The sequence below is a fragment of the Bradyrhizobium guangdongense genome (assembly GCF_006483445.1).
Classification (GTDB): domain Bacteria; phylum Pseudomonadota; class Alphaproteobacteria; order Rhizobiales; family Xanthobacteraceae; genus Bradyrhizobium; species Bradyrhizobium guangdongense_A.
The window spans coordinates 1-23139 of sequence record NZ_PPPT01000190.1; the positions used below are offsets into that span (position 1 = coordinate 1).

At 64.1% G+C, this 23139-nt stretch carries 21 protein-coding genes; 7 read left to right on the forward strand and 14 right to left on the reverse strand.

The annotated features are described in order from the left end of the window. Nucleotides 1–47: 47 nt before the first annotated feature. The 4 genes from C2U70_RS26055 to eno all read right to left on the reverse strand — a co-directional run bounded on the left by C2U70_RS26055 (nt 48) and on the right by eno (nt 4436). Nucleotides 48–599 carry an NADPH-dependent FMN reductase gene (locus C2U70_RS26055; protein WP_140981491.1) on the reverse strand — a complete coding sequence of 184 codons (552 nt, stop codon included), beginning with the start codon at nt 597–599 and terminating at the stop codon, nt 48–50. 258 nt (nt 600–857) lie between these two features. Continuing rightward, nucleotides 858–1856, reverse strand: coding sequence for an MBL fold metallo-hydrolase (locus tag C2U70_RS26060; protein ID WP_140981492.1), 999 nt, complete (start codon nt 1854–1856; stop codon nt 858–860). A gap of 122 nt (nt 1857–1978) precedes the next feature. Further along, entirely contained in the window at nt 1979–3118 is a 1140-nt protein-coding gene (locus tag C2U70_RS26065) for a zinc-binding dehydrogenase (RefSeq protein ID WP_140981493.1), read from the reverse strand. Nucleotides 3119–3152: 34 nt separating this feature from the next. After that, nucleotides 3153–4436 (reverse strand): phosphopyruvate hydratase, encoded by a 1284-nt coding sequence (eno, locus tag C2U70_RS26070; protein ID WP_140981494.1) that lies wholly within the window; start codon nt 4434–4436, stop codon nt 3153–3155. A 187-nt stretch (nt 4437–4623) separates the two neighbouring features. Between eno and C2U70_RS26075 the strand changes: the two genes are divergently transcribed. Both C2U70_RS26075 and queF read left to right on the forward strand, forming a co-directional pair. Further along, nucleotides 4624–5601, forward strand: a complete 978-nt coding sequence (locus C2U70_RS26075; RefSeq protein ID WP_140981495.1) for a Vgb family protein — start codon at nt 4624–4626, stop codon at nt 5599–5601. Between the two features lie 135 nt (nt 5602–5736). Then, nucleotides 5737–6189: a preQ(1) synthase gene (gene queF, locus C2U70_RS26080; protein WP_140981496.1), complete on the forward strand. Its 453-nt coding sequence runs from the start codon at nt 5737–5739 to the stop codon at nt 6187–6189. Between the two features lie 419 nt (nt 6190–6608). Here the strand turns inward: queF and C2U70_RS26085 are convergent, their stop codons facing one another. Further along, nucleotides 6609–7664: a cyclase family protein gene (locus C2U70_RS26085; RefSeq protein ID WP_246666866.1), complete on the reverse strand. Its 1056-nt coding sequence runs from the start codon at nt 7662–7664 to the stop codon at nt 6609–6611. Nucleotides 7665–7815: 151 nt separating this feature from the next. Here C2U70_RS26085 and C2U70_RS26090 point away from each other — a divergent pair, with 151 nt between their 5' ends. Further along, nucleotides 7816–8862, forward strand: coding sequence for a CobW family GTP-binding protein (locus C2U70_RS26090; protein WP_140981498.1), 1047 nt, complete (start codon nt 7816–7818; stop codon nt 8860–8862). 7 nt (nt 8863–8869) lie between these two features. Here the strand turns inward: C2U70_RS26090 and glsA are convergent, their stop codons facing one another. The 6 genes from glsA to C2U70_RS26120 form a co-directional block, all read right to left on the reverse strand. After that, nucleotides 8870–10735, reverse strand: coding sequence for a glutaminase A (gene glsA, locus C2U70_RS26095; RefSeq protein ID WP_246666867.1), 1866 nt, complete (start codon nt 10733–10735; stop codon nt 8870–8872). A 113-nt stretch (nt 10736–10848) separates the two neighbouring features. Then, complete coding sequence (locus C2U70_RS26100; protein ID WP_140981500.1) at nt 10849–11064, reverse strand: hypothetical protein; 216 nt, start codon at nt 11062–11064, stop codon at nt 10849–10851. A 166-nt stretch (nt 11065–11230) separates the two neighbouring features. Next, nucleotides 11231–13324, reverse strand: a complete 2094-nt coding sequence (locus C2U70_RS26105) for a methyl-accepting chemotaxis protein (protein WP_140981501.1) — start codon at nt 13322–13324, stop codon at nt 11231–11233. Nucleotides 13325–13475: 151 nt separating this feature from the next. Next, nucleotides 13476–14684, reverse strand: coding sequence for an MFS transporter (locus tag C2U70_RS26110; RefSeq protein WP_140981502.1), 1209 nt, complete (start codon nt 14682–14684; stop codon nt 13476–13478). Further along, on the reverse strand, nt 14684–15532 hold the full coding sequence (gene kdsA, locus C2U70_RS26115) for a 3-deoxy-8-phosphooctulonate synthase (protein WP_140981503.1): 849 nt from the start codon (nt 15530–15532) through the stop codon (nt 14684–14686). The genes C2U70_RS26110 and kdsA overlap by 1 nt, the downstream gene beginning before the upstream one ends. Nucleotides 15533–15649: 117 nt before the next feature. Continuing rightward, on the reverse strand, nt 15650–15976 hold the full coding sequence (locus tag C2U70_RS26120; RefSeq protein WP_140981504.1) for an NIPSNAP family protein: 327 nt from the start codon (nt 15974–15976) through the stop codon (nt 15650–15652). A gap of 186 nt (nt 15977–16162) precedes the next feature. Between C2U70_RS26120 and C2U70_RS26125 the strand changes: the two genes are divergently transcribed. The 3 genes from C2U70_RS26125 to C2U70_RS26135 all read left to right on the forward strand — a co-directional run bounded on the left by C2U70_RS26125 (nt 16163) and on the right by C2U70_RS26135 (nt 18973). Beyond that, a complete protein-coding gene (locus C2U70_RS26125) occupies nt 16163–16837 on the forward strand; it encodes a response regulator (RefSeq protein WP_140981505.1) in 675 nt (224 codons plus the stop codon). Beyond that, nucleotides 16834–18210, forward strand: coding sequence for a sensor histidine kinase (locus tag C2U70_RS26130; protein ID WP_140981506.1), 1377 nt, complete (start codon nt 16834–16836; stop codon nt 18208–18210). Before C2U70_RS26125 ends, C2U70_RS26130 begins: the two co-directional genes overlap by 4 nt. Nucleotides 18211–18310: 100 nt before the next feature. Next, the gene (locus C2U70_RS26135) at nt 18311–18973 is read left to right on the forward strand and encodes a class I SAM-dependent methyltransferase (RefSeq protein ID WP_186294478.1); all 663 of its coding nucleotides are present in this window, start codon (nt 18311–18313) and stop codon (nt 18971–18973) included. A gap of 3 nt (nt 18974–18976) precedes the next feature. Here the strand turns inward: C2U70_RS26135 and C2U70_RS26140 are convergent, their stop codons facing one another. The 3 genes from C2U70_RS26140 to tpiA all read right to left on the reverse strand — a co-directional run bounded on the left by C2U70_RS26140 (nt 18977) and on the right by tpiA (nt 22068). Continuing rightward, a complete protein-coding gene (locus C2U70_RS26140) occupies nt 18977–20608 on the reverse strand; it encodes a CTP synthase (protein ID WP_140981508.1) in 1632 nt (543 codons plus the stop codon). A 177-nt stretch (nt 20609–20785) separates the two neighbouring features. Next, nucleotides 20786–21172 carry a preprotein translocase subunit SecG gene (secG, locus tag C2U70_RS26145; RefSeq protein WP_140981509.1) on the reverse strand — a complete coding sequence of 129 codons (387 nt, stop codon included), beginning with the start codon at nt 21170–21172 and terminating at the stop codon, nt 20786–20788. Nucleotides 21173–21312: 140 nt separating this feature from the next. After that, entirely contained in the window at nt 21313–22068 is a 756-nt protein-coding gene (gene tpiA, locus C2U70_RS26150) for a triose-phosphate isomerase (protein ID WP_140981510.1), read from the reverse strand. A gap of 214 nt (nt 22069–22282) precedes the next feature. Between tpiA and C2U70_RS26155 the strand changes: the two genes are divergently transcribed. Continuing rightward, on the forward strand, nt 22283–23139 hold an 857-nt coding region (locus C2U70_RS26155), incomplete at its 3' end, for a SurA N-terminal domain-containing protein (RefSeq protein WP_186294479.1).

Below are 23139 nucleotides of genomic sequence, written 5' to 3' on the forward strand. Positions count from 1 at the left end.
AAGCCCGGCCATGACGGCGACTCTTAGATGAGGGTAAGCGGGGAGCTTCAACCCTGGTTCTTCGCCACATGCGCGGCGAAGGCGTCGATGTATTGCTGGAGCACGGTCTTCAGCGAGTCCTTGGTCAGGTTGCCGGCCGCATCGAAGGCGTCGCCGACGCCGTTCAGATAGATTTCCGGCTGCTGCATGATCGGGCCGGCAATGCCCGGCAGGATGTTCTGCAGCGTCTTGGCTGCGCTGACGCCACCGAGCGGGCCCGGCGAGTTGGAGACGATGCCGACCGGCTTGCCCAGGAACGAGCTCTTGCCATAGGGGCGCGAGGCGACGTCGATGGCGTTCTTCAGCACGCCCGGGATCGCACGGTTGTATTCAGGGGTGATGAACAGTACGCCGTTCGACTTCTGGAGCTTCTCACGGAAGGCCAGCCAGTCGGCCGGCGGCGCGCCTTCGAGGTCCTGGTTGAAAAACGAGATGCCGGCGGGCGTGATGACCTCCAGCGAGAGCGAGCTCGGCGCCAGCTTGGCGAGCGCGTTCGCGATCTTCAGCGAAAAGCTTTCCTTGCGAAGGCTGCCGGCGATCGTGACGATATTGTAGGCCATGGTGTCCTCGAGGCTTGAGCGGGAGTGCCGGGACGGCACTTAAGCGACTTGCGCCAGTAGATGCAAGTGCATGAACCGACCCTATTTGGAAACGCTGTGTTCGCGAAAACAAACTGTTTCGTAGCCCGGATGGAGCGCAGGCGTAATCCGGGTTAGTGCCCCAAGCGACGGCGGCCCCGGATTTCGCTTGCGCTCCATCCGGGCTACAAAAGCAATCGGGCCGCTGAGCGGCCCGATCTTCGGTGCAAATGCTTCAACTCAGAGCGTCGGATTCCACAGCGAGGGGATGAGGCGATATTTTGCGCCGTCCTTCTCGACATGGCCGACCGAGGGGAAGGTGAAGTGGAAGCCGACCACGGCGGCCTTCTCGGCGGCCGCCATGTCGTAGAACTTGTGGCGCGTGGCTTGCGCCATCGCGGGATCGTTGTCGAACACCACGTGCCAGTCCGGATTGCGCAGGAAGAACTCCGGAATGTTCGTCACGTCCGACTGGATCAGGATTTTTGCATCGCCCGACGCAACCGCAAAGGACGTATGGCCCGGCGTATGGCCGGGCGTCGCGATCGAGGTGATGCCGGGCGCGACCTCCTTGCCCCATTCGTATTTCGTCACCTTGGACTCCAGACCCGCAAAGGTCTTCTTCACGTTGGCGAAGTAGTTCTTCATCATCGCGTTGGACTCGGCCTTGGCCGCGTTCTCGTCGCTCGCCCAAAACTCCCAATCCTTCACCGGCACCATGATCTCGGCATTCGGGAAGGCCAGACCGCCGTCGGCAAGACGGATGCCGTTGGTGTGGTCGGGATGCAGGTGCGAGAGCAGCACGACGTCAATGCTCTTGGGATCGACACCTGCCGCCGCCAGGTTCTGGAGCGTACGCCCAACTGCGCCCTTGCTCGCCTCGAAATTGGCGACGCCGTTGCCGCTGTCGATCAGGACGAGCTTGCTGCCAGTGTTGATGAGCTGCGGATTGAACGGCACGGTGACCATGCCCTTGGGCATGTAGGAGGCCTCGCCCGCGGCGAGTGCCTCCTCCTTCGGCACGTTGGTGACGAACTTGTCGGGCATCGGGAACGTGCGCGCGCCGTCATTGATCGAGGTGCACTCGATCGAGCCGACCTTGTAGCGATAGAAGCCCGGTGCCTGGCTGCCGCTTTGCGGCACTGCGGCAAGCGCGTTTGAAGCTCCCAAACGGGAGATGGCGGCCGCACCGACTGCGGCAACGCCCGCGAGCATGTGACGACGATTGAGTTCGATCATGGACTGTCCCTTCTCGGTCCCCGGCGCTTTTCGCCTCTGGCATTTTGTATCCAGTACCGGGCGCAAATCTTCTCCCGTCGGACCGAGAAGGCAAGTCCTCTTTGACTACACTCCGTCGAACGTCACGAAGATTTATTTGGGTTGATGAGGAATTTTTCGCCGGTGGAGCGTTTGCCGTACACGGCGATGTTGGCGAGGTCGAGCGTCTCCGGCAACGACACCACGCGGGTGTAGTGGCTGGCGAAGGTGGTCTTGAGCTCGGAGACCACGCGCTGGCGCAGCCTTCCGATCTCGGCGGGGCCGATGTTCTGCAGGAAGGGCGTGAGCAGCCAGCCGCCGACGCCCCAGGTCAGGCCAAAGGAGCGGCTCAGCTCGGTCGGACGGTTGTCGAGGCTGCCGTAGATATAGACCTGCTTGTACACGTTCGAGCCGTAGCGGCTGTACTCCTTGGCGGTCTTGTTGGCCGCGACCTCCATCGCCGTGAGGATCTGGCTCGCAAGCTTGCCGCCACCGATGGCGTCGAACGCGATCGTAGCACCGGTCTCCACCAGCGCATTGGTCAGATCGTCCTGAAAGCTCGGTGAGGTGGAATCGACAACGTGCTTGGCGCCGATCTTGTGCAGGATGTCGGCCTGCTCCTTGCTGCGCACGATATTGACGAGGCCGATGCCGTCCTTGATGCAGATCTTGTTCAGCATCTGGCCGAGGTTCGAAGCCGCCGCCGTGTGCACCAGCGCCTTGTGGTTCTCCCGCCGCATGGTCTCGGTCATGCCGAGTGCGGTCAGCGGATTGACGAACCAGGAGGCGCCGTCGGCCGCCGTCGTGCCCGCCGGCAGCTCCATGACGTCACGGACCTTGAGCACGCGGTACTGCGAGTACATCGCGCCGCCGATCATCGACACCGTCTTGCCCATCAGCGCCTTGGCGGCGTCCGACGCCCCGGTCTTGATGACCGTGCCGGCGCCCTCGTTGCCGACGGGAAGCGACTGGTCGAGCCGCGCACCCATCATCCGCATTGCCGTTTCCGGCATCTTGGCGGTGACGACCGGCATATCCTTGGTGCCGGACACCTGCGCGGTCGACATGTCGGCGGGGCCTATCAACAGCCCGAGATCGGACGGATTGATCGGCGTCGCCTCGACGCGGACCACGACCTCATCGTCCGCGGGCTCCGGTGTCGGCACACTCACCAGGGACAATTCAAGTTCGCCGCTCTTCTTGAGCAGCGAGCGCAGTTGCAGGCCGCTGTTGCCGTCGCTCATGTCGTTTCCTCCCCGGTGATCGTTTTATCGTTGCTTACGCCAGCGCCTTCAGCGCCGACTTGCCGGCGTAGAGTGCCTGCTTGCCGAGCTGCTGCTCGATGCGCAGGAGCTGGTTATATTTGGCGGTGCGATCCGAGCGCGCAAGGGAGCCGGTTTTGATCTGGCCGCAATTGGTGGCGACCGCGAGGTCGGCGATGGTGGAGTCCTCGGTCTCGCCGGACCGGTGCGACATCACGGAGGTGTAGCCGGCCTTGTGCGCCATCTCGACGGCAGCGAGCGTCTCGGTGAGCGTGCCGATCTGGTTGACCTTGATCAGGATCGAGTTGGCACGGCCGGCCTTGATGCCTTCCGCGAGACGCTTGACGTTGGTGACGAAGAGGTCGTCGCCGACGAGCTGGCACTTCTTTCCGATGAGATCGGTCAACTCCTTCCAGCCGTCCATGTCGTCTTCCGACATGCCGTCCTCGATGGTGACGATCGGATAGCGCGAGACGAGATCGGCGAGATATTTTGCCTGCTCCGAGATCGAGCGGGTCTTGCCCTCGCCTTCATAGACATATTTGCCGTCCTTGAAGAACTCGGTCGAAGCGCAGTCGAGCCCGATCATGACATCGCCGCCCGGCTTGTAGCCGGCCTTGTTGATGGCGTTCATGACGAACTCAAGCGCGGCGTCGGCCGACGGCAGGTTCGGCGCAAAGCCGCCCTCATCGCCGACATTGGTGTTGTGGCCGGCCTTCTTCAGCTCCGACTTCAGCGTGTGGAAGATTTCGGCGCCGCAACGCAGGCCTTCGGCAAAGCTCTTGGCGCCGACGGGCAGGATCATGAATTCCTGGAAGTCGATCGGATTGTCGGCGTGCACGCCGCCATTGATGATGTTCATCATCGGCACCGGCAGCAGCCGCGCCGAGGTGCCGCCGACATAACGGTAAAGCGGCATGTCGAGCGAGTTCGCGGCCGCCTTGGCGCAGGCGAGCGACACGCCGAGGATGGCGTTGGCGCCCAGGCGGCTCTTGTTCGCGGTGCCGTCGAGGTCGATCATGGTCTGGTCGATCTGGACCTGATGCTCGACGTCCATGCCGCTGAGCGCCTCAAAAATCTCGCCGTTGACGGCGCCGACCGCCTTCTGGACGCCCTTGCCGACATAGCGGGCCTTATCGCCGTCGCGCAGTTCCACTGCCTCATGGGCGCCGGTGGAGGCACCGGAGGGCACCGCGGCACGGCCAAGCGAGCCGTCCTCCAGCACGACGTCGACCTCGACGGTGGGATTGCCACGGCTGTCCAGGATTTCGCGGCCGATGATGTCGACAATGGCGGTCATAATGCGCTTCCGTTGGTTTGAGCGGGTCGTTTAAGGCGATCGTTTCGCCGCGGGTCATACACGGAGCGCAAGCAAATGTGAACGCTTAGCCTGCGCCGTTCGCCTGACGGGTGAAGAGCGCCGGATTATGGTCTCACCCGGTTGATCTGCGTCTCGAACCGCAATCTGAAACAGTCGGGGTAACGCAATGAATCGCCGCCAGTTTCTTGCCTCCAGCGCCGTCGTGCTCGCCGTTCGCCCAGGCTTTGCGCAGGAAGCCCCGTTCCGGACAAAATATTACCCGATCAGCGCCGGCATTGGCCTGCACGACCTGACGCCCGCCCCCGACGGCACGGTCTGGTTCACAGCCCAAGGCAAGGGCCTGCTGGGCAGGCTCGATCCCAAGGACGGTTCATTTAAAACGGTGAGCCTCGGCCAGGGCGCAGCACCCCATGGCGTGACCATTGGACCGGACGGCGCGCCGTGGATCACCGAGGGCGGCCAGAACGCGATTGCGCGGGTCGATCCTGCCGACCTCAAGGTCGCGCTGTTCCTCCTGCCCGGGAAATTCGCGGCCGCGAACCTCAACACCGGCGTGTTCGACAAGACCGGCACCTACTGGTTCACCGGCCAGTCCGGCTACTACGGCCGGCTCGAACCGAAATCCGGCACTATCGACGTGTTCAAGGCGCCGAAAGGCGTCGGCCCCTACGGCATCACCGTCACGCCCAAGGGCGACATCTGGTACGCCTCGCTCGCCGGCAGCCACATCGCCAAGATCGATCTCGCCACCGGAAATGCCACCGTCGTCCAGCCGCCCACGCCCAATCAGGGCGCGCGGCGCGTGTGGTCTGACACGAAGGGCCGGATCTGGGTCAGCGAGTGGAATAGCGGACATGTGTCGGTGCACGATCCCGCTGACGGCTCCTGGAAAAGCTGGAAGCTGCCGGGCGAGCGTCCGCGCACCTATGCGGTGTTCGTCGACGACAAGGACAAGGTCTGGCTGACGGATTTTTCGGCCAATGCGATCGTGCGCTTCGACCCGGTGACGGAAAAATTCACGAGCTTCCCGAGCGACCGTGCCAACGCGAATGTCCGCCAGCTCGACGGCCGGCCGGGCGAGGTCTGGGGCTGCGAGTCCGGTAACGACCGGATCGTGCTGATCCAAAGTATTGCCTCGGGTTGACGTCGGCAGCGAATGCGTCCATCCCGGCGTCCCTAGAGCGCGATCATATCGCGCTCTAGGTTTTTCTATTGAGCATGATCTTTTCGGAAAACCGGCGTCCACTTTTCCGGATCATGCTCCAAAGGATGACGAATGATGGCGAAGAAATCCCTCCAGCTCGGCCGTTCGGTCGAATGGCCGCACACGCCGGAAGAAGCCCAGCTCGACCGCTTGCCCAATCCGCAAAAGGGTACCGACTATCTGGTGCGCTTCACTGTGCCCGAATTCACCTCGCTCTGCCCGGTGACCGGCCAGCCGGATTTCGCGCATCTGATGATCGACTACGCGCCCGGCCAATGGCTGCTGGAGTCGAAATCGCTCAAGCTCTACATCGCGAGCTTCCGCAATCACGGCGCCTTCCACGAGGACTGCACCGTGACGATCGGCAAGCGCATCGCTGTCGAGATCAAGCCAAAGTGGTTGCGCATCGGCGGCTACTGGTACCCGCGCGGCGGCATCCCGATCGACGTGTTCTGGCAGACCGGCCGCGTCCCGAAGGGGCTCTGGGTGCCCGAACAAGGCGTCGCGCCCTATCGCGGGCGGGGTTAGCCGTTCGTCAGACGAAGGCCAGGGCGAGCAGCCCCGAACAGAGCAGAGCAACGCCTGCGAGGGCGACGGCAAGAAAAGCGAAAGATGCAAATTCTTCACGCATGGTCATCTACCAGGCGCCCACCATCATGAGCGTCGCGATACTCGCGGCGGAGAAACACAGAATAACGATTGGTGCGGCAAGTCTCTCGTGGAACCACATATCACCTCTCCCCTCCGGGAATTGCGGTGGAGAATAAGCCGCTCCTGCTTTGAGGTGATGTCGTTGCGCTCGCAAAACGGCTTCGTCCCGGCGCCGGTACTTCGCCGGAACAGGAACCATGAAACGACTTCACGGCACCGCGAGCGCAAAGCGCTTCAAGGTGTACGGATTGTCGCAGCGGTGTGGGCGGACGATCCGCCCACACGTCGCATTGCGATCACGTGATCGCGATCGGACAGCCGTTGCTTCCCGTGGCGCCCTTGATCGGGGCCGGCGTGAAGCTATAGACGAACTGGTATTTCTTGTCGGCGATGAGCTCGTCGAAGATCAGGTTCTCGTGGTTGTGGATGCCGTTCTTGGTCTGCAATTCGGCATGGACCACGAAGGCGAGCGTCTTGTCGGGATTGGGCACCACCTCGACCGCCCAGGTGTCAGCTCCCGTGAGCGCGAGATCCTTCTCGACGACCCATTTGGCGGCATCGAGGCCGATGCCCGGCTCGCCGCTGTTGAAACGGTCGTTGTTCTTCATCCACAGCGAGCCCCAGCCGGTGTGGAACATGATCGCGTCGCCGGGCTTGATGTCGCTCTCGGGAATGTTCTGCTTCGCCAGCGCGGCCTTGATGTCGGCCGAGGTGATCTCCTGCCCCGCATCCATCATGCCGCCCTTGAGCGCGACCATGTCGATCAGGTGAGCGCGGGTGAAGATCGGCTTGAGTTTTTCGACGCCGAGCTTCTTGAGACCATATGCGTCACTGATCTCCGCGGCCGTAAATCCGTTGTAGAACCGCATCTCGCTCTTGTCGCCGTCCTTGCCCATCTGGATGCCGATATGGCCAAGGCCGTCGAACTGCGTGCCGGTCTGGCCGATCTCGGTGGCGAGAAACTCGTCGTGATAGACGAGCTTGTTGTCGCCGAACGGGCCACCAGTCGGGCTGCCGGGAATGCGCAGCGCGAACACGCGCGCGCCGAACAGCGGCATGGCAGCCTCGTAGACGCGGCCGATCTTGTAGATCTTGCCGTCCTTGATCCACTTCGCCGCGTCGAGCACCTTCGCCGGCGTCATGTGGTTCGATGCGCCGGACTCGTCGTCCTTGCCCCATTTCGACGGCCACCAAGGCTTGTCGACGTTCTTTGGCATGGTGCTTGTCTGCGCCTGCGCTTCCGAAATCGGCGCGAGCGAGAACTTGCCGTGCATCGCGCCCGCGAGCGCAGCCCCCGCGGCGCCGGCGATGCCCGCCGTGCGAAGCAGGGTTCGGCGATCGGTCGTCGCCATTCCGCCCTTCCCGTCGTCTCCCTTGGTTTCGTCCATCGCTTCCTCCCAGGTTGTGCCCGGTGCGCCGGGCTTAAAAGTTATTTTCGATATGCTCGTCCTGCATTAGGCTGTTGTCTAGCGACAAAAATAAGACCACAGGTTGAGGACGCCGATGAGCCTGTTCGAGAGCGACAAATCCGCCCAGCGGCTGCCGGTGTCGCTGATCACCGGCTTTCTCGGCAGCGGCAAGACCACGCTGCTCAACCGTCTGCTGCGCAACGACGCGATGAAGGACAGCGCCGTCATCATCAACGAATTCGGCGAGGTCAGCCTCGACCACCTCCTGGTCGAGCGCGTCGACGGCGAAGTGGCCGTGCTCGAGAGCGGTTGTATTTGCTGCACAATCCGCAGCGACCTCGAGGAAACCCTGCGTACGCTGCTGGCGCGCCGCGACCGCGGCGAGGTGCCGCCGTTTCGCAGGATTCTGGTCGAGACCACCGGCCTCGCCGACCCCGCCCCCATCATTCAGTTGCTACTGAACAATCCGCTGGTCTCACATTTCGTCCGGCTCGACACCGTCGTGACGACGGTCGATGCCGCCAACGCATCGCACCAACTGGATCGTCAGTATGAAGCGGTGAAGCAGGTGGCGCTGGCCGATCGGCTGCTGATCACGAAGAGCGATTTGGTCAATAACGTTGACGCACTGCATCAGCGCCTGCGGCGGCTCAATCCCGGCGCAGCGATCGAGAGCGTGATGCATGGCGAGATCGACCCGGCCCAATTGTTCGGTGCCGCCCTGGTCGACCCCGAAAAGAAGACGGCCGACATCGCGCGCTGGCTCAACGAACAGGCGTTCACGCATGAGCACGATCATCACCATGATCATGATCACCACGACCATCACAGCCACGATACGTCGATTACCAGCTTCGTGATCGCCTTCGACGAGCCCCTCGACTGGATGGCAGTGTCGCACTGGCTCGCGCATCTGCGCACCGCCCGTGGTGAGGATCTGCTGCGCGTCAAAGGAATCCTCAATTTGCGCGATGAAGCGGCGCCGGTCGCGGTCCACGGCGTGCACCACGTCTTCCATCCCCCGGTCGCGCTGGCGAAATGGCCCGACGCCGACCGGCGCTCGCGCATCGTGTTCATCACCCGCGGCATCGCGCGCCAGGACGTGCTCGACCTCTGGCAGGCCGTCCGAGCGGCGGCCTGACGCGACCTCAATAGGCGCTGAGCAGATCGACTTTTGCGTTCGCCGCCACCAGCCGCCGCGCAAGGATGGCTGCGAGATTGCGCATGATCTTGAGCGCCGTTTCCGGGTGCAGCCGGCGATAGTCGGCAAAACTGTCGAGCGGCAGCTCGAGGCAGGTCACGGACGTGTCGGCGAAGACGTCGGCGCTGCGGCTTTGCTCCAGGATCGACATCTCGCCGAACTCCATGCCGGGGCCGAGCGAGGCCAGCCGCACGCCGCTTCGCAGCTTCACGCTCACCATGCCGCACTGCAGGAAGAACAGCGAATTGGCCGGCTCGCCGGCGCCGATGATGCGCTGGCCGGGCTCATAGCGGCGCGTGGTCGACAACTTGACGATGGCTGATATCTCGTCCTCGCCGAGTTCGGCCAGCAGCGCCTGCTCCTGGAGATGCACGCTCTCCTTCACGTCGGTAAAGCCGCCGTGACGGTAGATCACCTGATCCTCGGCCCATTCGATGGCATCGTCGAGCAGCGTGAAGCAGCGCAGGCGCCGCGCATCGGCCGTCCGCTCGGAGATCGCTTTCCAGAGGGTGGAGTTGCGCTCGACGCCCGAAACGATTGTCGTGACACCGCCATCACCCAGCGCCGTCAAGGTTTCGCCGAGCAGTTCGGCGCCGGCGGCGGTGATATCGGGGACACGGCGGAAGTCGATGATGAGCAGCGGCGCGTTCGGCGGCTCACTCGTGAGCTTTCGCGTCACATAGTCGATGGTCCCGAAATTCATCGCACCGACGAGCTCGAGCACGCGGATGTCGCTGTGCCGTTCGTCCAGGATCTGCTGCTCATGCGGCTGGCGGCTGCGGCGCGAGGAGATTCCATAGATGTCGTAATCCGCCATGATGCTGGTGCGGACGTCGGCATTGCGGTTGAGCATGTGCAGGTCGAACCGCGCCGACAGCGCCTCGCAGACCTTCAGGCCGCGCACGCTGTTGAAGTGGTCGTCGAGCAGCGGCGAGAAGGTGCCGAGGCCCATCTGCGACGGGAGTGCCGCGACGATGCCGCCGCCGACGCCGCTCTTGGCGGGAATGCCGACGCGGTAGGTCCATTCGCCGGCATAATCGTACATGCCCGAGCTCGTCATGACCGACAGCGTGCGGGCGACGATATGCGGCGTGATCACGGGCACGCCCGTCACCGGATTGATCCCGCGATTGGCGAGCGTCGCCGCCATCACCGCGAGGTCGCGCGCGGTCACGAGAATGGCGCACTGCCGGAAATAGACGTCGAGCACGGCGTCGACGTCGTCGGGCAGTACCGCGTAATTCCTGAGCAACCAGGCAATCGCACGGTTACGATTGCCTGTCGCGGTTTCCGAGGCATGCACGGCATCGTCGACGCCGAGCTCGCGGCCGGCGAACTGGCTGAGTTTGGCACGGATGCGCTCGAACGCACCCTTCCCTTCGACCTCGTAGATCAGGCCCGAGCAGGCAATGGCGCCGGCATTGACCATGGGATTGAAGGGACGGTTGTCGTTGGTCAGCCGGATCGAGTTGAAGGCCTCGCCGCTCGGCTCGACGCCGATGGTCGCCGCCACCCGCGCCTCACCGACCATTTCCAGCGCCAGCGCGAACACAAAAGCTTTCGAGACCGACTGGATCGTGAAGGGCACGGCGCTGTCGCCGACCTCGTAGATATGACCGTCAATGGTGACGAGACTGATACCGAAATGCGCAGGATCGGCCCGCTTCAGCTCGGGAATGTAATCGGCTACCGCACCGGAGTGATCCAACCTGAAGGTCTCGTAGCAATCGCTGAGGAAGCGCCGTAGCGGTGGCCTGGTCGGATAACCGCTGGTTCTGCTTGAACTGGCTGTGCTGGTCGAACGAGCGTCCACGGTTGTCACACCCTGCTTTGCTCAAAACGCAAGCAATCGGCGTGCCATGTATACGGAACCGCGCGGTGTCACGGCGCTGCGCGGGAACGATTCATCTCAGGACTTCAGGGGCGTTACTTCGACGGTCCCGTCTTCTCCCACGGCCTCTTGCCGTCGGCGTCCCTGTCCCAAGGCCGGGCAGCAGGATCGCTCTTTTCTACAGCGACGGCCTTGGCCCTGTCGGCCTGAATCTGCTCGCGATCGGTCAATAGCGGCTTGGGCGAGGGTTGCACGGTCTGCGCAGCAACGGGAGACGTAGCGAGCAGCGCGACGATCAGGAGTCTGTTCATTCCCACGAATAGCACGTGGCGGCTGCGCTGTCGGATTAAGTTTCGTCCACATGACATCTCGAATGCGTCATGTTGACACCATCGGAGGCGGATTCATGCGCAAAAGCAAGGAACTGCCGCAGCCTGAGTTGCGGCAGGCCTGGAACTTGCCGTGCTGTCCGATGCCTCACGCCACCGCGCGCACCTTGCTGATGAAGGTGTCGACCTCCGATGTCAGCGACGTCGACTGGCTCGACAGGTTGGCGGCGGCCTTCAGCACGCCGGTCGCGGCGCGGCCGGTTTCGCTTGCGGCCAACGAGACGCTGGCGATGTTGCGCGTCACGGTCGAGGTCGCTTCCGCGGTGTGCTGCACGGTGCTCGCGATCTCGGCAGTGGCCTTGTTCTGCTCCTCCACGGCGGACGCGATGACGCGGTTGATGCTCGAGACCTCCTCGATGGTCTTGACGATGCCGTCGATCGCCGAAACCGCCTTCTGCGTCGCGTCCTGGATCTGGTTGATCTGAGTACTGATCTCTTCCGTCGCCTTGGCGGTCTGCGACGCCAAATTCTTCACTTCGCTGGCGACGACGGCAAAACCCTTGCCGGACTCGCCGGCGCGCGCGGCTTCGATGGTCGCATTCAGCGCCAGAAGGTTGGTCTGCCCCGCGATCGAGGTGATGAGGCCGATCACCTCGCCGATGCGGTCGGCGCCGTCGGCAAGCGCACGCACGGTGGTGTTGGTCTCCTTCACGGTATCGACCGCCTGATCGGTGGCGCGCGTCGCCTGCTCGACCTGACGGTTGATCTCGCGGATCGAGGCATTGAGCTCTTCGGCCGCGGCAGCCACGGTCTGCACGCCGCCGCCGACCTGGTCGGCGAGGTTCGAGGCCGAACCGGCCTGATCCTGGGCTTCGGTCGCGGTGCCCGACATCGAGCGCGCGGTGGTTTCGAGCTCGTTGGAGGCATCCGACAGGCTCTGCACCATCTGCCCGATACGGCTTTCGAACTGCCGGACCAGACCGGCAAGCTCACCGGCGCGCGCTTCCTTGGCGGCGCGCTCGGCGGCCTGATCGCCCGAGAGGCGCTCGGCGTTGATCATGGCGTCCTTGAATACCTGGAGCGCGGAGGCCATGCGGCCGATCTCGTCGTTGCGGTCGAGGCCCGGAACGTCGCTGGCAAAGTCGTGGGCGGCGAAACGTGTCATCACGCCTGTGATCGCGGTCAGCGGCCGCGTCACGCGGTTGCGCATCAACAGCATGCCGCCGACGGTCAATGCCAGCGAGGCCGGCAGCAGCAGGCCGAACAGGATCAGGCTGACGCGTGCGCGCGAGGCTCCGTCTTCGGCGCGCGCGATCATGTTGGCGAGCGCGGATTTGGTCACGGTGACGATCTTGTCGGCGCCGACGAGCTGGCGATCGCGGTAGTCGATACCGGCAACGCCTGCGGGCTCGCTCTTCAGAAGACGCGCCGCGATTGCGTTGCGTTCTTCGTGCATGGGCCCAGACACGGCCGGATCGGCGTCGCGAATGGCCTGCTCCAGCGCCGCATCGGCGACACCGACGCTGAGCTCGCGGACAACCTTCCATGACTGCTGCAGACGTCCGCGCAGATCGGCGAATTCGATGCCCTCGCCCGCTCCCCAGCTCTTCCCTCCCAGGATCGCGCTGAACTGCATGAGGATGGTCTGGCCCTGCGAGGCGCGAGTTTGCCAGGCGGACTGCTTGACCATCACAAGGCGATCGATGACGGGCTCGATCAGCGTCATGCCATTGTCGACATGCGCGGTCACATCGCCGATCGCGTCCATATAGGCATCGCTCGCCTTCGCCCAGGCCGGCGTCAGACTGGCTTCGCGGGCAGCCTTCTCCTGACGTAGTCCGGCCGTGGTGCGCGGCCGCAATTCTTCCAACTGTCCCCAGATTCCGCGCAGCTTGTTCAACCGCTCGGCGAGGCCGGGCAACTCGATCTCGGCGAGACTCTGCAAGGCCACATTGTAGTTCTTGGTCGCCGTTGCGCGGTTTTCGGCAATCGCGGCCAGCACCTGGTCCGTCGCCGGCGAAGCTGCGGACAGATGGCTGAGCGTGTCGCCGCGTTCGAGGCGGAACACCACAAGCGCATTGGTCAGGTCGCGGCTTGCCACCGCCAGCGACACGATCCGGTTGCTATCCGAATAGCGGGTGACCGCGAGCTTCAGCGCGTAGGCGCAGATGACGACGAGCACGATCCCGAGAGAGCCAACCACCGCGCCCAGGATGCGGGCGACCGAACGCTGCTTTTGCATCGAATAATCCAACAGAGTGATACCGCGACCGACGGCTTGCCGGCCACTCTGGAATCGAAAGGTGAGATTTGATTTAAAACTGACCGGATTCAGCTACCGTTCGGCTGCGGAGACTACGGGGAATTGGCAAATTTGCCGCGTCCCGGCGGCCTCAAACGCGGGCATCGGACGGCGCACGCTGCCGCAGCAGCCGGGCGCAGGCAAAGCCCAGCAGGATCATGCAGACGGCGGCGGTCAGAAGCGTCGCGACCTTGCCGCCATGGGCAAGGCCAAAGCCATAGGCGATTGGCCCGACCGTCTGGCCCATAAAGAAGAAGAAAGAATGCAGCGACATCGCGGTGGCCCGCGCCTCGACCGACAATTCGCTGGCGAAGACCTGGATGCAGCCGTGGATCATGTAGAAGCCCCAGCCCATCATCAGCAGGCACAGGAACTGGATCTGCCAGCTTGGGCCAAACGCGGTCGCGATGAGCTGCAAGCCCACCAGCGTCGCGCCCGTGATCATCATGCCCTTGACGCCGAGCCGCGGCAGGAAGCGCGACACGGTCATGGTGTAGAACAGCCCGCCGATGGCAAAGCCTGCGATCACGATGCCGGCGACCGACAGCGAGGTCTCGCCGAGATCGAACAGGAACGAGGCGATGAAGGGAAACAGGCCGAGCACGCAGCAGCCTTCGATGAAGACCACGGAATAGCAGATGCGCGCATTCGGGTTGGTGAAGATGGTGCGATAGCCGTGCCTGAGCGCACGCAGGCTGGTGCGCGGCGGCCGCGCGAGCTGCGCGCCGCGGAAGCCGGCCGCAACCGCAATCGCCGCGACGATGACGACGCCGCCGAGAATGGCGAGCACGCCGCGCCATCCCAGGAGATCGCCGATCAATCCTGAAACGGATGCGCCCAGGAGATTGCCGGTCATGGAGCCCGCGAGCGTGCGGCCGATCGCGACCTGCCGCTTGTCAGGCGCGACGAGATCCGCGGTCAGGCCGAGCGTGACCGGAAACACCCCGCCCGAGCCGATGCCGGCGAGGATGCGTGAGGCGAACAGCAGCGGAAACGAGGTCGCAAGCGAGCCGATGATATTGGCGATGCCCAGGATGACGAGGCAGGCAATCATCAACCGCGCCTTGCCGAACACGTCGGCGGCTGCACCGATCAGCGGCTGCACGATCGCGAACGTGAAGGCGAAGACGGCCGAAAAGCTCGCAGCGGTCGCGATCGTGATGCCGAAATCGTCGGCGATGTGCGGCAGCACCGGATCGAGCGCCCGCCCCGAGAGGCTCGCGGCAAAGCTCGTCAGCGCGATGACGTTGAGCGCCGGCGGGAGGCGCTGATCCTGCGGCCGCGCCACCGTCTGATGCATCAGGATGTCTTGCCCTTGGCGACGGTGTCAAAGGCCATCAGCCTGCGCAACAGTCCCTCGAACTCGCGCAAGGGCACCATGTTCGGACCATCCGACGGCGCGGAATCGGGGTCAGGATGCGTCTCGATGAAAACGCCGGCGACGCCGACCGCAACGGCGGCGCGCGCCAGCACCGGTACGAATTCGCGCTCGCCACCAGAGGATGCGCCCTTCCCGCCCGGCTGCTGCACAGAGTGGGTGGCATCGAAAATCACGGGCGCGCCGATGCGCGCCATGATCGGCAGCGCGCGCATGTCCGACACCAGCGTGTTGTAGCCGAAGGACGCGCCGCGCTCGGTGACGAGCACGTTCGGATTGTTGGCGCTGGTGATCTTGGCCACGACATTCGCCATGTCCCAGGGCGCCAAAAATTGCCCCTTCTTGACGTTGACGACCTTGCCGGTCGCGGCCGCCGCCAGCAGGAGATCGGTCTGTCGGCAAAGGAATGCCGGGATCTGAAGTACATCGACCGCTTGCGCCACCTCGGCGCATTGCGTCGCCTCATGCACGTCGGTGAGCACGGGAAGACCAATCGAGGAGCGGATCTCAGCGAAGATCGGCAGCGACTGCGCGAGCCCGAGACCGCGCTGCGCAGACGCACTTGTGCGATTGGCCTTGTCGAACGACGTCTTGTAGACGAGCCCGATCTTCAACCGGCTCGCGATCTCCTTCAGCGCCGAGGCGCATTCCAGCGCATGCTGCCGGCTCTCGAGCTGGCAAGGACCTGCAATGATCGAGATCGGCAGATCGTTGCCGAACCTGACCGAGCCGACCGTGACAACTGACGCTGCGGAGTTGCTATCGCTCAAGACCAAAATCCTCGTTCCGGCGCGACCATAGCGGCGAAAAGGGTCGGATCAACCCTATTCGGCCCTGCTGCCTGAATATCAGGGTTGCAGCAGGGCCGCGCGGCGCGAGGCCACCCGTCACTTCACGGCGGAGAACGCGGTCGGCACCAGGAACTGGCTGACGATATTGGCGATGATCTGGCCATCTGCTTCCGACTTCGCGCGCGCATCGATCCAGTCGGGATCGCCCATGAAGCCGGCCCATTTCTTCTCACGCTCGGCGAGCGATTCCCACGCCAGGAAATAGGTCAGCTCCTGATTCGACGACCCGATCAGCGTGGTGAAGAACCCGGCCTGCCGGATGCCGTGCTTCTCCCACAGCTTCAGCGTGACGGTGTCAAAGCGCTTGAGCAGCGCCGGCAGCCGGCCCGGCAAGCAATGGTAGACGCGCATTTCGTAGATCATTCTTGTTTCCTCCCTGAACAGGTCCGGCAGTTATAACGATTGGCCATGACGGTGTCTTGAGCCCTGCCCGGCCGCCCCCGTGGCGTTTCGCGCATGGCTGCACGGGCTCCGGCAACACAGTTCCCGCAATGCTGCCGCAATGATCGGGCCGCTAGATGGGCTCAATCAAGGGTCAGGTGCCGGATCATGCGGGTTTTGCTTGTCGAGGATGAGGCGGAGATGGCCTGCGCGCTGGCGTCGGCACTGAAACGCTACGACATGGTGGTGGATCATGTCCCGACACTCGCCGAAGCGGAGGAGGCTATTTCCTCCGATGTGCATGCTGCCGTCCTGCTGGACCGCCAGCTTCCCGACGGCGACGGCCTCACCCTGATCCCGAAACTTCGCGCACGCGCCGACGGTGTGCCGATCATCGTCCTGACCGCACGCGGCGAGCTCGCCGACCGCGTGGCCGGCCTCGACAGCGGCGCTGACGACTATCTGGCGAAGCCCTTCGCGGTCGAGGAATTGCTGGCGCGCCTGCGCGCCGTGCTGCGGCGGCCCGCGGGCCTGTCCCCGGACCTCATTCGCGCCGGCCGCCTTACCTTCGACCTCGGCCATCGCGAGGCCAGCATCGAGGGCCAGCCGTTCGAGCTGCCGCGCCGCGAGCTCCTGGTGCTCGAAGCCTTGATCCGCCGCATCGGCCGCACCGTGCTGCGCGCGGCGCTGGAAGAGGCCGTCTACAATTTTGACGACGAGATCCAGTCGAACGCGCTGGACACGCACATCTCGCGGCTGCGCCGCAAGCTCGCTGAAGCGGATGCGGGCGTCGAGATCCACGGCATTCGCGGCGTCGGCTATCTCCTGAAGAAGCTGACATGAGCAAGCATGAAGATCCCTATTGCCTGCGCTCACGACTGAGCTGGCGCCTGCTGTCGCTCCAGGCCGCGCTGCTGGTCGCGCTGGTGGCCGTCGTCGTCGGAGCGCTATGCGCGTCGGGCTTCGTGCTCGCCGAGCGCGACGAGGATCGCGTGATCGACGTGGTGCAGCACGCACTCGCGCGCGACACGCAAGGCGGCCTGACCCTGCGGTCGACATCCGAGCTGAAACAATTGCGTGGCGAGACTCCGGACCTCTGGTTCCTGGTCCGCGACCGGCAGGGTCATTCGCTCAGCGAAGGCACCGTGCCGGCCGAATTCGCCGCGATCGGCGGCGGCCTCGACCAGATCAGCCAGGCGCGGCTCGGCTGGCAGCTGTTCGAGGATGATCCGCGCAAGCCGGCAGCGCGGCTGAAGCGGGTCGACACCGACGCCGGCAATGTACAGATCATCACCGCGACACAAGGACGGCTCACCGGCGCCAAGGCACTGGTCATGACCTCGCTTGCATTCCTCGGCATCGCCCTGCCCGGGCTGCTCCTGATGGGAACGGCGACCTTCATCGCGACGCCGATGATCGTGCGACGCGCCTTCAGAGGACTCGACACCACCGCCGACCAGGCGCGCCGCATCGACATCCACCAGCGCGGCGCGCGGCTATCGGTCGAGCAGATTCCGCTGGAGGTCGTGCCGCTGGTGACTGCGGTCAATGACGCACTGACGCGGCTCGACCAGGGCTACGCCCGCCACAAGCGCTTTGTCGCCGACGCCGCCCACGAGCTGCGCACGCCGATCGCGATCCTGAACACGCGACTGGAATCGCTCGCCCCTGGCCCGGACAAGATCCGTCTGCAGGAGGATACCGCGCGGCTGGCCACGCTTGCCGAACAATTGTTGGACATCCAGCGGCTCGACCGCTGCGGCCATCCGTTCGCGCGGTTCGACCTCGTGCAGCTCGCGCAAAGCGCGGCGGCCGACCTCGCGCCGCTGGCGATTGCCGCCGGCTACGAGCTGGCGCTTGACGCACCCGCCACGCCGATCGAAACGATCGGCGATGCGGCCGCACTGGAGCGCGCGCTGACCAACCTCGTACAGAACGCGATCCAGCACGGCCCGCGCCGCGGCACGATCGGTATTCGCGTCAGCAGACCCGCGAGCATCGAGGTCACCGACGAAGGCGCTGGCATTCCGCTCGATCAACGCGAACATATCTTCGAGCCGTTCTACCGGCTGACGCCGGTCGACCGCGGCGCCGGCCTCGGTCTCAACATGGTGCGCGAGATCGTGCTGCTGCATGGCGGCCATGTCTCGGTCGCGGACGGACCGGACGGCGGCGCAAGCTTCAGGATTTCACTGCCGCAAGTACGAGAGAATTGACGCAACCGGCATACGCGCAATGCTGTCGCAATGCACTCCGGCGACTCTTCGGCCGCCTCACCTTTGATTTGCGAGGTGCAACCAAGATGCCGGAGTGCGCATGCCCAACGATTTCCTCTCCTTCTTCCTGTCCTGGATGTCAGCCCCGCGTCGCGTCGGTGCGATTGCGCCGTCGGGCGCGGCGCTGGCCGATCTCATCACCCGCGAGATCACGGCATCGACGGGACCGGTTCTCGAGCTCGGTCCCGGCACCGGCGCGTTCACCTACAAGCTGCTCAAGCGCGGCGTGCGCCAGCAGGACCTCACGCTGATCGAATACGGCTCCGACTTCATGAAGGTGCTGCAAATGCGCTTTCCCGGCGCACGCGTGTTGTGGATGGATGCGGGGCGGCTCGCAACGGAGCGCCTCTATGACGGCGCGCCCGTCGGCGCCGTCGTGAGCGGACTGCCGCTGCTCAACATGTCGACACGGAAGGTCGTCTCGATCATCGGTGGCGCGTTCAGCTATGTCCGTCCGGGCGGCGCCTTCTACCAGTTCACCTACGGCATGAGCTGCCCGATCCCGCGGCCCGTGCTCGACCGGCTCGGTCTGCGCGCGACGCTGGTGGATCGCGCCTTCCTGAACATACCCCCCGCCGCCGTCTACAAGCTGACGCGGCGGCCGGAGATGAAGATCGTGACGGGATCGCTTGCGCCGGAGCCATCGACGCGGGTTGCACCGGAGCAGATTCAACTCGAGCGCGACTGCACCGCCGCGCCCTGAGGATTAAACCAGCCGGCTCTGCACCATCGCCGCCTGGATGAACGAGGCAAACAGCGGATGCGGCTCGAAGGGCCGCGATTTCAGCTCGGGGTGGAATTGCACGCCGATGAACCAGGGATGATCCTCGTACTCGACGATTTCAGGCAGCACGCCATCCGGCGAGAGGCCTGAGAATTTCAGCCCGTGCTGCTCCAGGCGATCCTTATAGGCGGTGTTGACCTCGTAGCGGTGACGATGACGCTCGGAGATTTCGGTGGCACCGCCATAGACCTGCGAGACGCGACTACCGCGCGTGAGCGCGGCTGGATATGCACCGAGCCGCATCGTGCCGCCGAGATCGCCCGCCTTCGAACGCTTTTCGAGCTCGTTGCCGCGCAGCCATTCCGTCATCAGGCCAACCAGCGGTTCGCTGGTCGGGCCGAACTCGGTGGAGTTGGCCGCTTCGATGCCGACGAGATTGCGGGCGGCCTCGATCACGGCCATCTGCATGCCGAAGCAGATGCCGAAATACGGCACGTCGCGCTCGCGTGCGAACTGCGCCGCGCGAATCTTGCCTTCGGCGCCGCGCTGGCCGAAGCCGCCGGGCACCAGGATGCCGTTGACGTGTTCGAGGAACGGCGCGGGATCTTCCTTCTCGAAGATCTCGCTCTCGATCCAGTCGAGATTGACCTTCACCTTGTTGGCGATGCCGCCATGCGACAGCGCCTCGATCAGCGATTTGTACGCATCCTTCATGCCGGTGTATTTGCCGACGATGGCGATGGTGACGTTGCCCTCGGGATTGCGGACGCGCTCGTTGATTTGCCGCCAGCTCTGCAGCTCCGGCGGAATCCGCGAGCCGAGACCGAAGGCGGCGAGCACTTCGTCGTCGAGGCCGGCGTTGTGATAGGCCTCGGGCACCGCATAGATGTTGTCGACGTCGCGCGCTTCGATGACGGCGCTTTCACGCACGTTACAGAACAGGCCGAGCTTGCGCCGCTCCTCCTTCGGGATCTCGCGGTCGGTGCGGCAGAGCAGGATATCCGGCTGAATGCCGATCGAGCGCAGCTCCTTCACCGAATGCTGCGTCGGTTTCGTCTTCAACTCGCCTGCACTCGGGATGTAAGGCAAGAGCGTGAGATGGATGTAGACGGCGTGATCGCGCGGCAGCTCGTTCTTGAGCTGGCGGATCGCTTCGAAGAACGGCAGGCCCTCGATGTCGCCGACGGTGCCGCCAATCTCCACCAGCACGAAGTCGTACTCGTCATTGCCCGACAGCACGAATTCCTTGATGGCGTTGGTGACGTGCGGCACCACCTGGATGGTCGCGCCGAGATAATCGCCGCGGCGCTCCTTGGAGATGATGTCCTGGTAGATGCGCCCCGTCGTGATGTTGTCCTGCTTGGTCGCAGGACGTCCCGTGAAGCGCTCGTAGTGACCGAGGTCGAGATCGGTCTCCGCGCCGTCATCGGTCACGAACACTTCGCCGTGCTGATACGGCGACATCGTTCCGGGATCGAGGTTGAGATAGGGGTCGAGCTTGCGGAGGCGGACCTTGTACCCGCGGGACTGCAGCAGAGCACCGAGTGCCGCTGAAGCCAGACCCTTTCCGAGCGAAGAAACCACGCCGCCGGTGATGAATATGTACCGCGCCATGGGACTTAACCTCTAATCCCTCGAATTCGATTCGCCAAAGCGATTCGTCTTCCGGCCCAAAGATTTTGCGGGCCTGTGGGTGAGCCAAAACTGAGAGTGGTAACAGTGCCTTGATGGGGATTGTTGATGCGGGACGGTAGACGCCGCCCTGCATGGCCCCCCTGCTTTATTGCGCCGCTATTGCGACTTCGGCGCCTGCGGAGCCGAAGGCGCCTGGTTCTGCTGCTGCTCGTCCGCCTTCTTCAGCGTATCGAGCACGCCGCCCGAGGTCGGCGCCACCGGCACCGCGCCACCGGCAGGCTGCGTCTGCGACGCAGGCGCGCCGATGATCGACGCCGGCTTGCGGTCGTAGCCCGCATACCAGGTCAGGAACAGGCTGGTGAGGAAGAAGCCTGCGGCCAAAATCGCCGTCGTCCGACTCAGAAGGTTCGCCGTGCCGCGGCTCGACATGAAGCCCGCGCCGCCACCCATGCCGAGGCCGCCGCCTTCAGACTTCTGAAGCAGCACGGCCCCGATCATCACGGAGACGATCATGAGATGGATGACGATAACGACAGTCTGCATGGTACCCTTCCGTCACAAGCCGTCAGCGCCGATACCGGCTGCCAGCGCGCTTTGCGGGTTTTCCTGAAGTTGCGCGGTGTTACACGATCAGGACCGGCAATGCCACCCCGATCGCCGCGAGAAAATGCTCCAGCCGTTAGCTAGGGGCAGCCTTTGGCGATCGCAAGGAAATCGGACGCCTTGAGGCTGGCGCCGCCGACCAGGGCGCCGTTGACGTTGGCGACCGCCATCAGCTCGGCCGCGTTCGACGGCTTGACCGATCCGCCATAGAGGATGCGCATTTTCGCCCCCTCGGCGCTGAAGCGGGAGGTCAGCAATTCGCGGATAAACCCATGAATTTGCTCGACATCCTTGGCCGTCGGGGTGAGCCCGGTGCCGATCGCCCAGACCGGCTCATAGGCAACGATCAGATTGGCGGCTCGAGAGCCGTCAGGGAGCGATCCCCCGAGCTGGCCACGCAAAATGTCCAGGGTCTTGCCGGCGTCGCGCTCGGCTTGGGTCTCTCCGACGCAGACGATCGCGGTCACCCCGGCGCGCCAGGCAGCCTCGGCCTTTTGCCGCACCAAAACATCGCTCTCGCCATGGTCGGCGCGGCGCTCGGAATGGCCGACGATGATGGCGCTCGCCCCGGCATCAGCGAGCATTTCGGCGGCGATATCGCCGGTATGGGCGCCCGAAACCTTGGGATGGCAGTCCTGCGCGCCGACCGCGACCTTCTTGCCGCGCGCCTTGTCGGCAAAGGCGGCAATCAGCGTGGCGGGCGGGCACACCAGGAGATCGGCCTTGGCGGCGACATCTGCCGCGCCCGTAAGCATGGCGTCGAATTCGGCAGTCGCGGCCTTGAGGCCATTCATCTTCCAATTGCCGGCGATCAGGGGGCGGATGGCGTCAGTCATGTCAAAAATCCAGCGAAATGGGCTCGCCCATGCGCTAGCAGAGCGGGCGCCGCAGTTCCAGATACCTCGCCCCGTTAACACAGCTTAAGGGAGCCTCAGGTTGCGGGGCGAAAGCAGCCTCTTTATGATGCGAGATCAATTCGGTGACGCGCTTTTGCGGAAACTGCATTAAGACGCGACCCGGTTCCCTTTCCTACCAGACAAGTTGGACCCAATGCTTCGAGGAATGCGCAAGGCCTCATCAAACTGGCTCGGCAAAACCGTTATGGCCGTGGTGATGGGCTTTTTGATCATCAGTTTCGGCATTTGGGGCATCGCCGACATCTTCCGCGGCTTTGGGCAGTCGACCGTCGCCAAGGTCGGCGGCACCGAGATTTCGCTGAACGAATTCCGCCAGACCTATACCGAGCGCCTGCAGCAGATCGGCCGCCAGTTCGGGCGTCCCCTGACCTCGGAGCAGGCGCGCGCCTTCGGCATCGACCGCCAGGTGCTGCAGCAGACCATCGCGGAAGCCGCTCTCGACGAAGAAGCCCGCCGCCTCGGGCTCGGCCAGTCCGACGACGAGATCCGCCGCGTCATCATGAACGACCCGAACTTCAAGGGCGTCAGCGGCAGCTTTGACCCGCAGCGCTTCCAGGCCGTGATCCGCAACTTCGGCTACACCGAGCAGCGCTACATCGCCGAGCAGCGCAAGGTGTCGCTGCGGCGGCAGATCACCGGCACCATCGGCGCCGGCCTCGAGCCGACCAAGGCCATGATCGACGTGCTGACCCGATACCAGAACGAGCAGCGCGGCATCGAATTCGTCAAGCTGGACGCAGCCCACGCCGGCACCATCGACCCGCCCTCGCCCGAGGCGCTCGCGGCCTATTTCGAAGACCACAAGATCCAGTTCCGTGCCCCCGAATATCGCAAGATCTCCTTTGTCGTGATCTCGCCGGAAGAAATCGGCAAGTGGACCGAGGTCTCCGACGACGACGCCAAGAAGCTGTTCGACCAGCGCAAGGACCGGCTCGGCACGCCGGAAAAGCGGCAGGTGCATCAGCTCGTATTCCCGACGGTCGAGGAGGC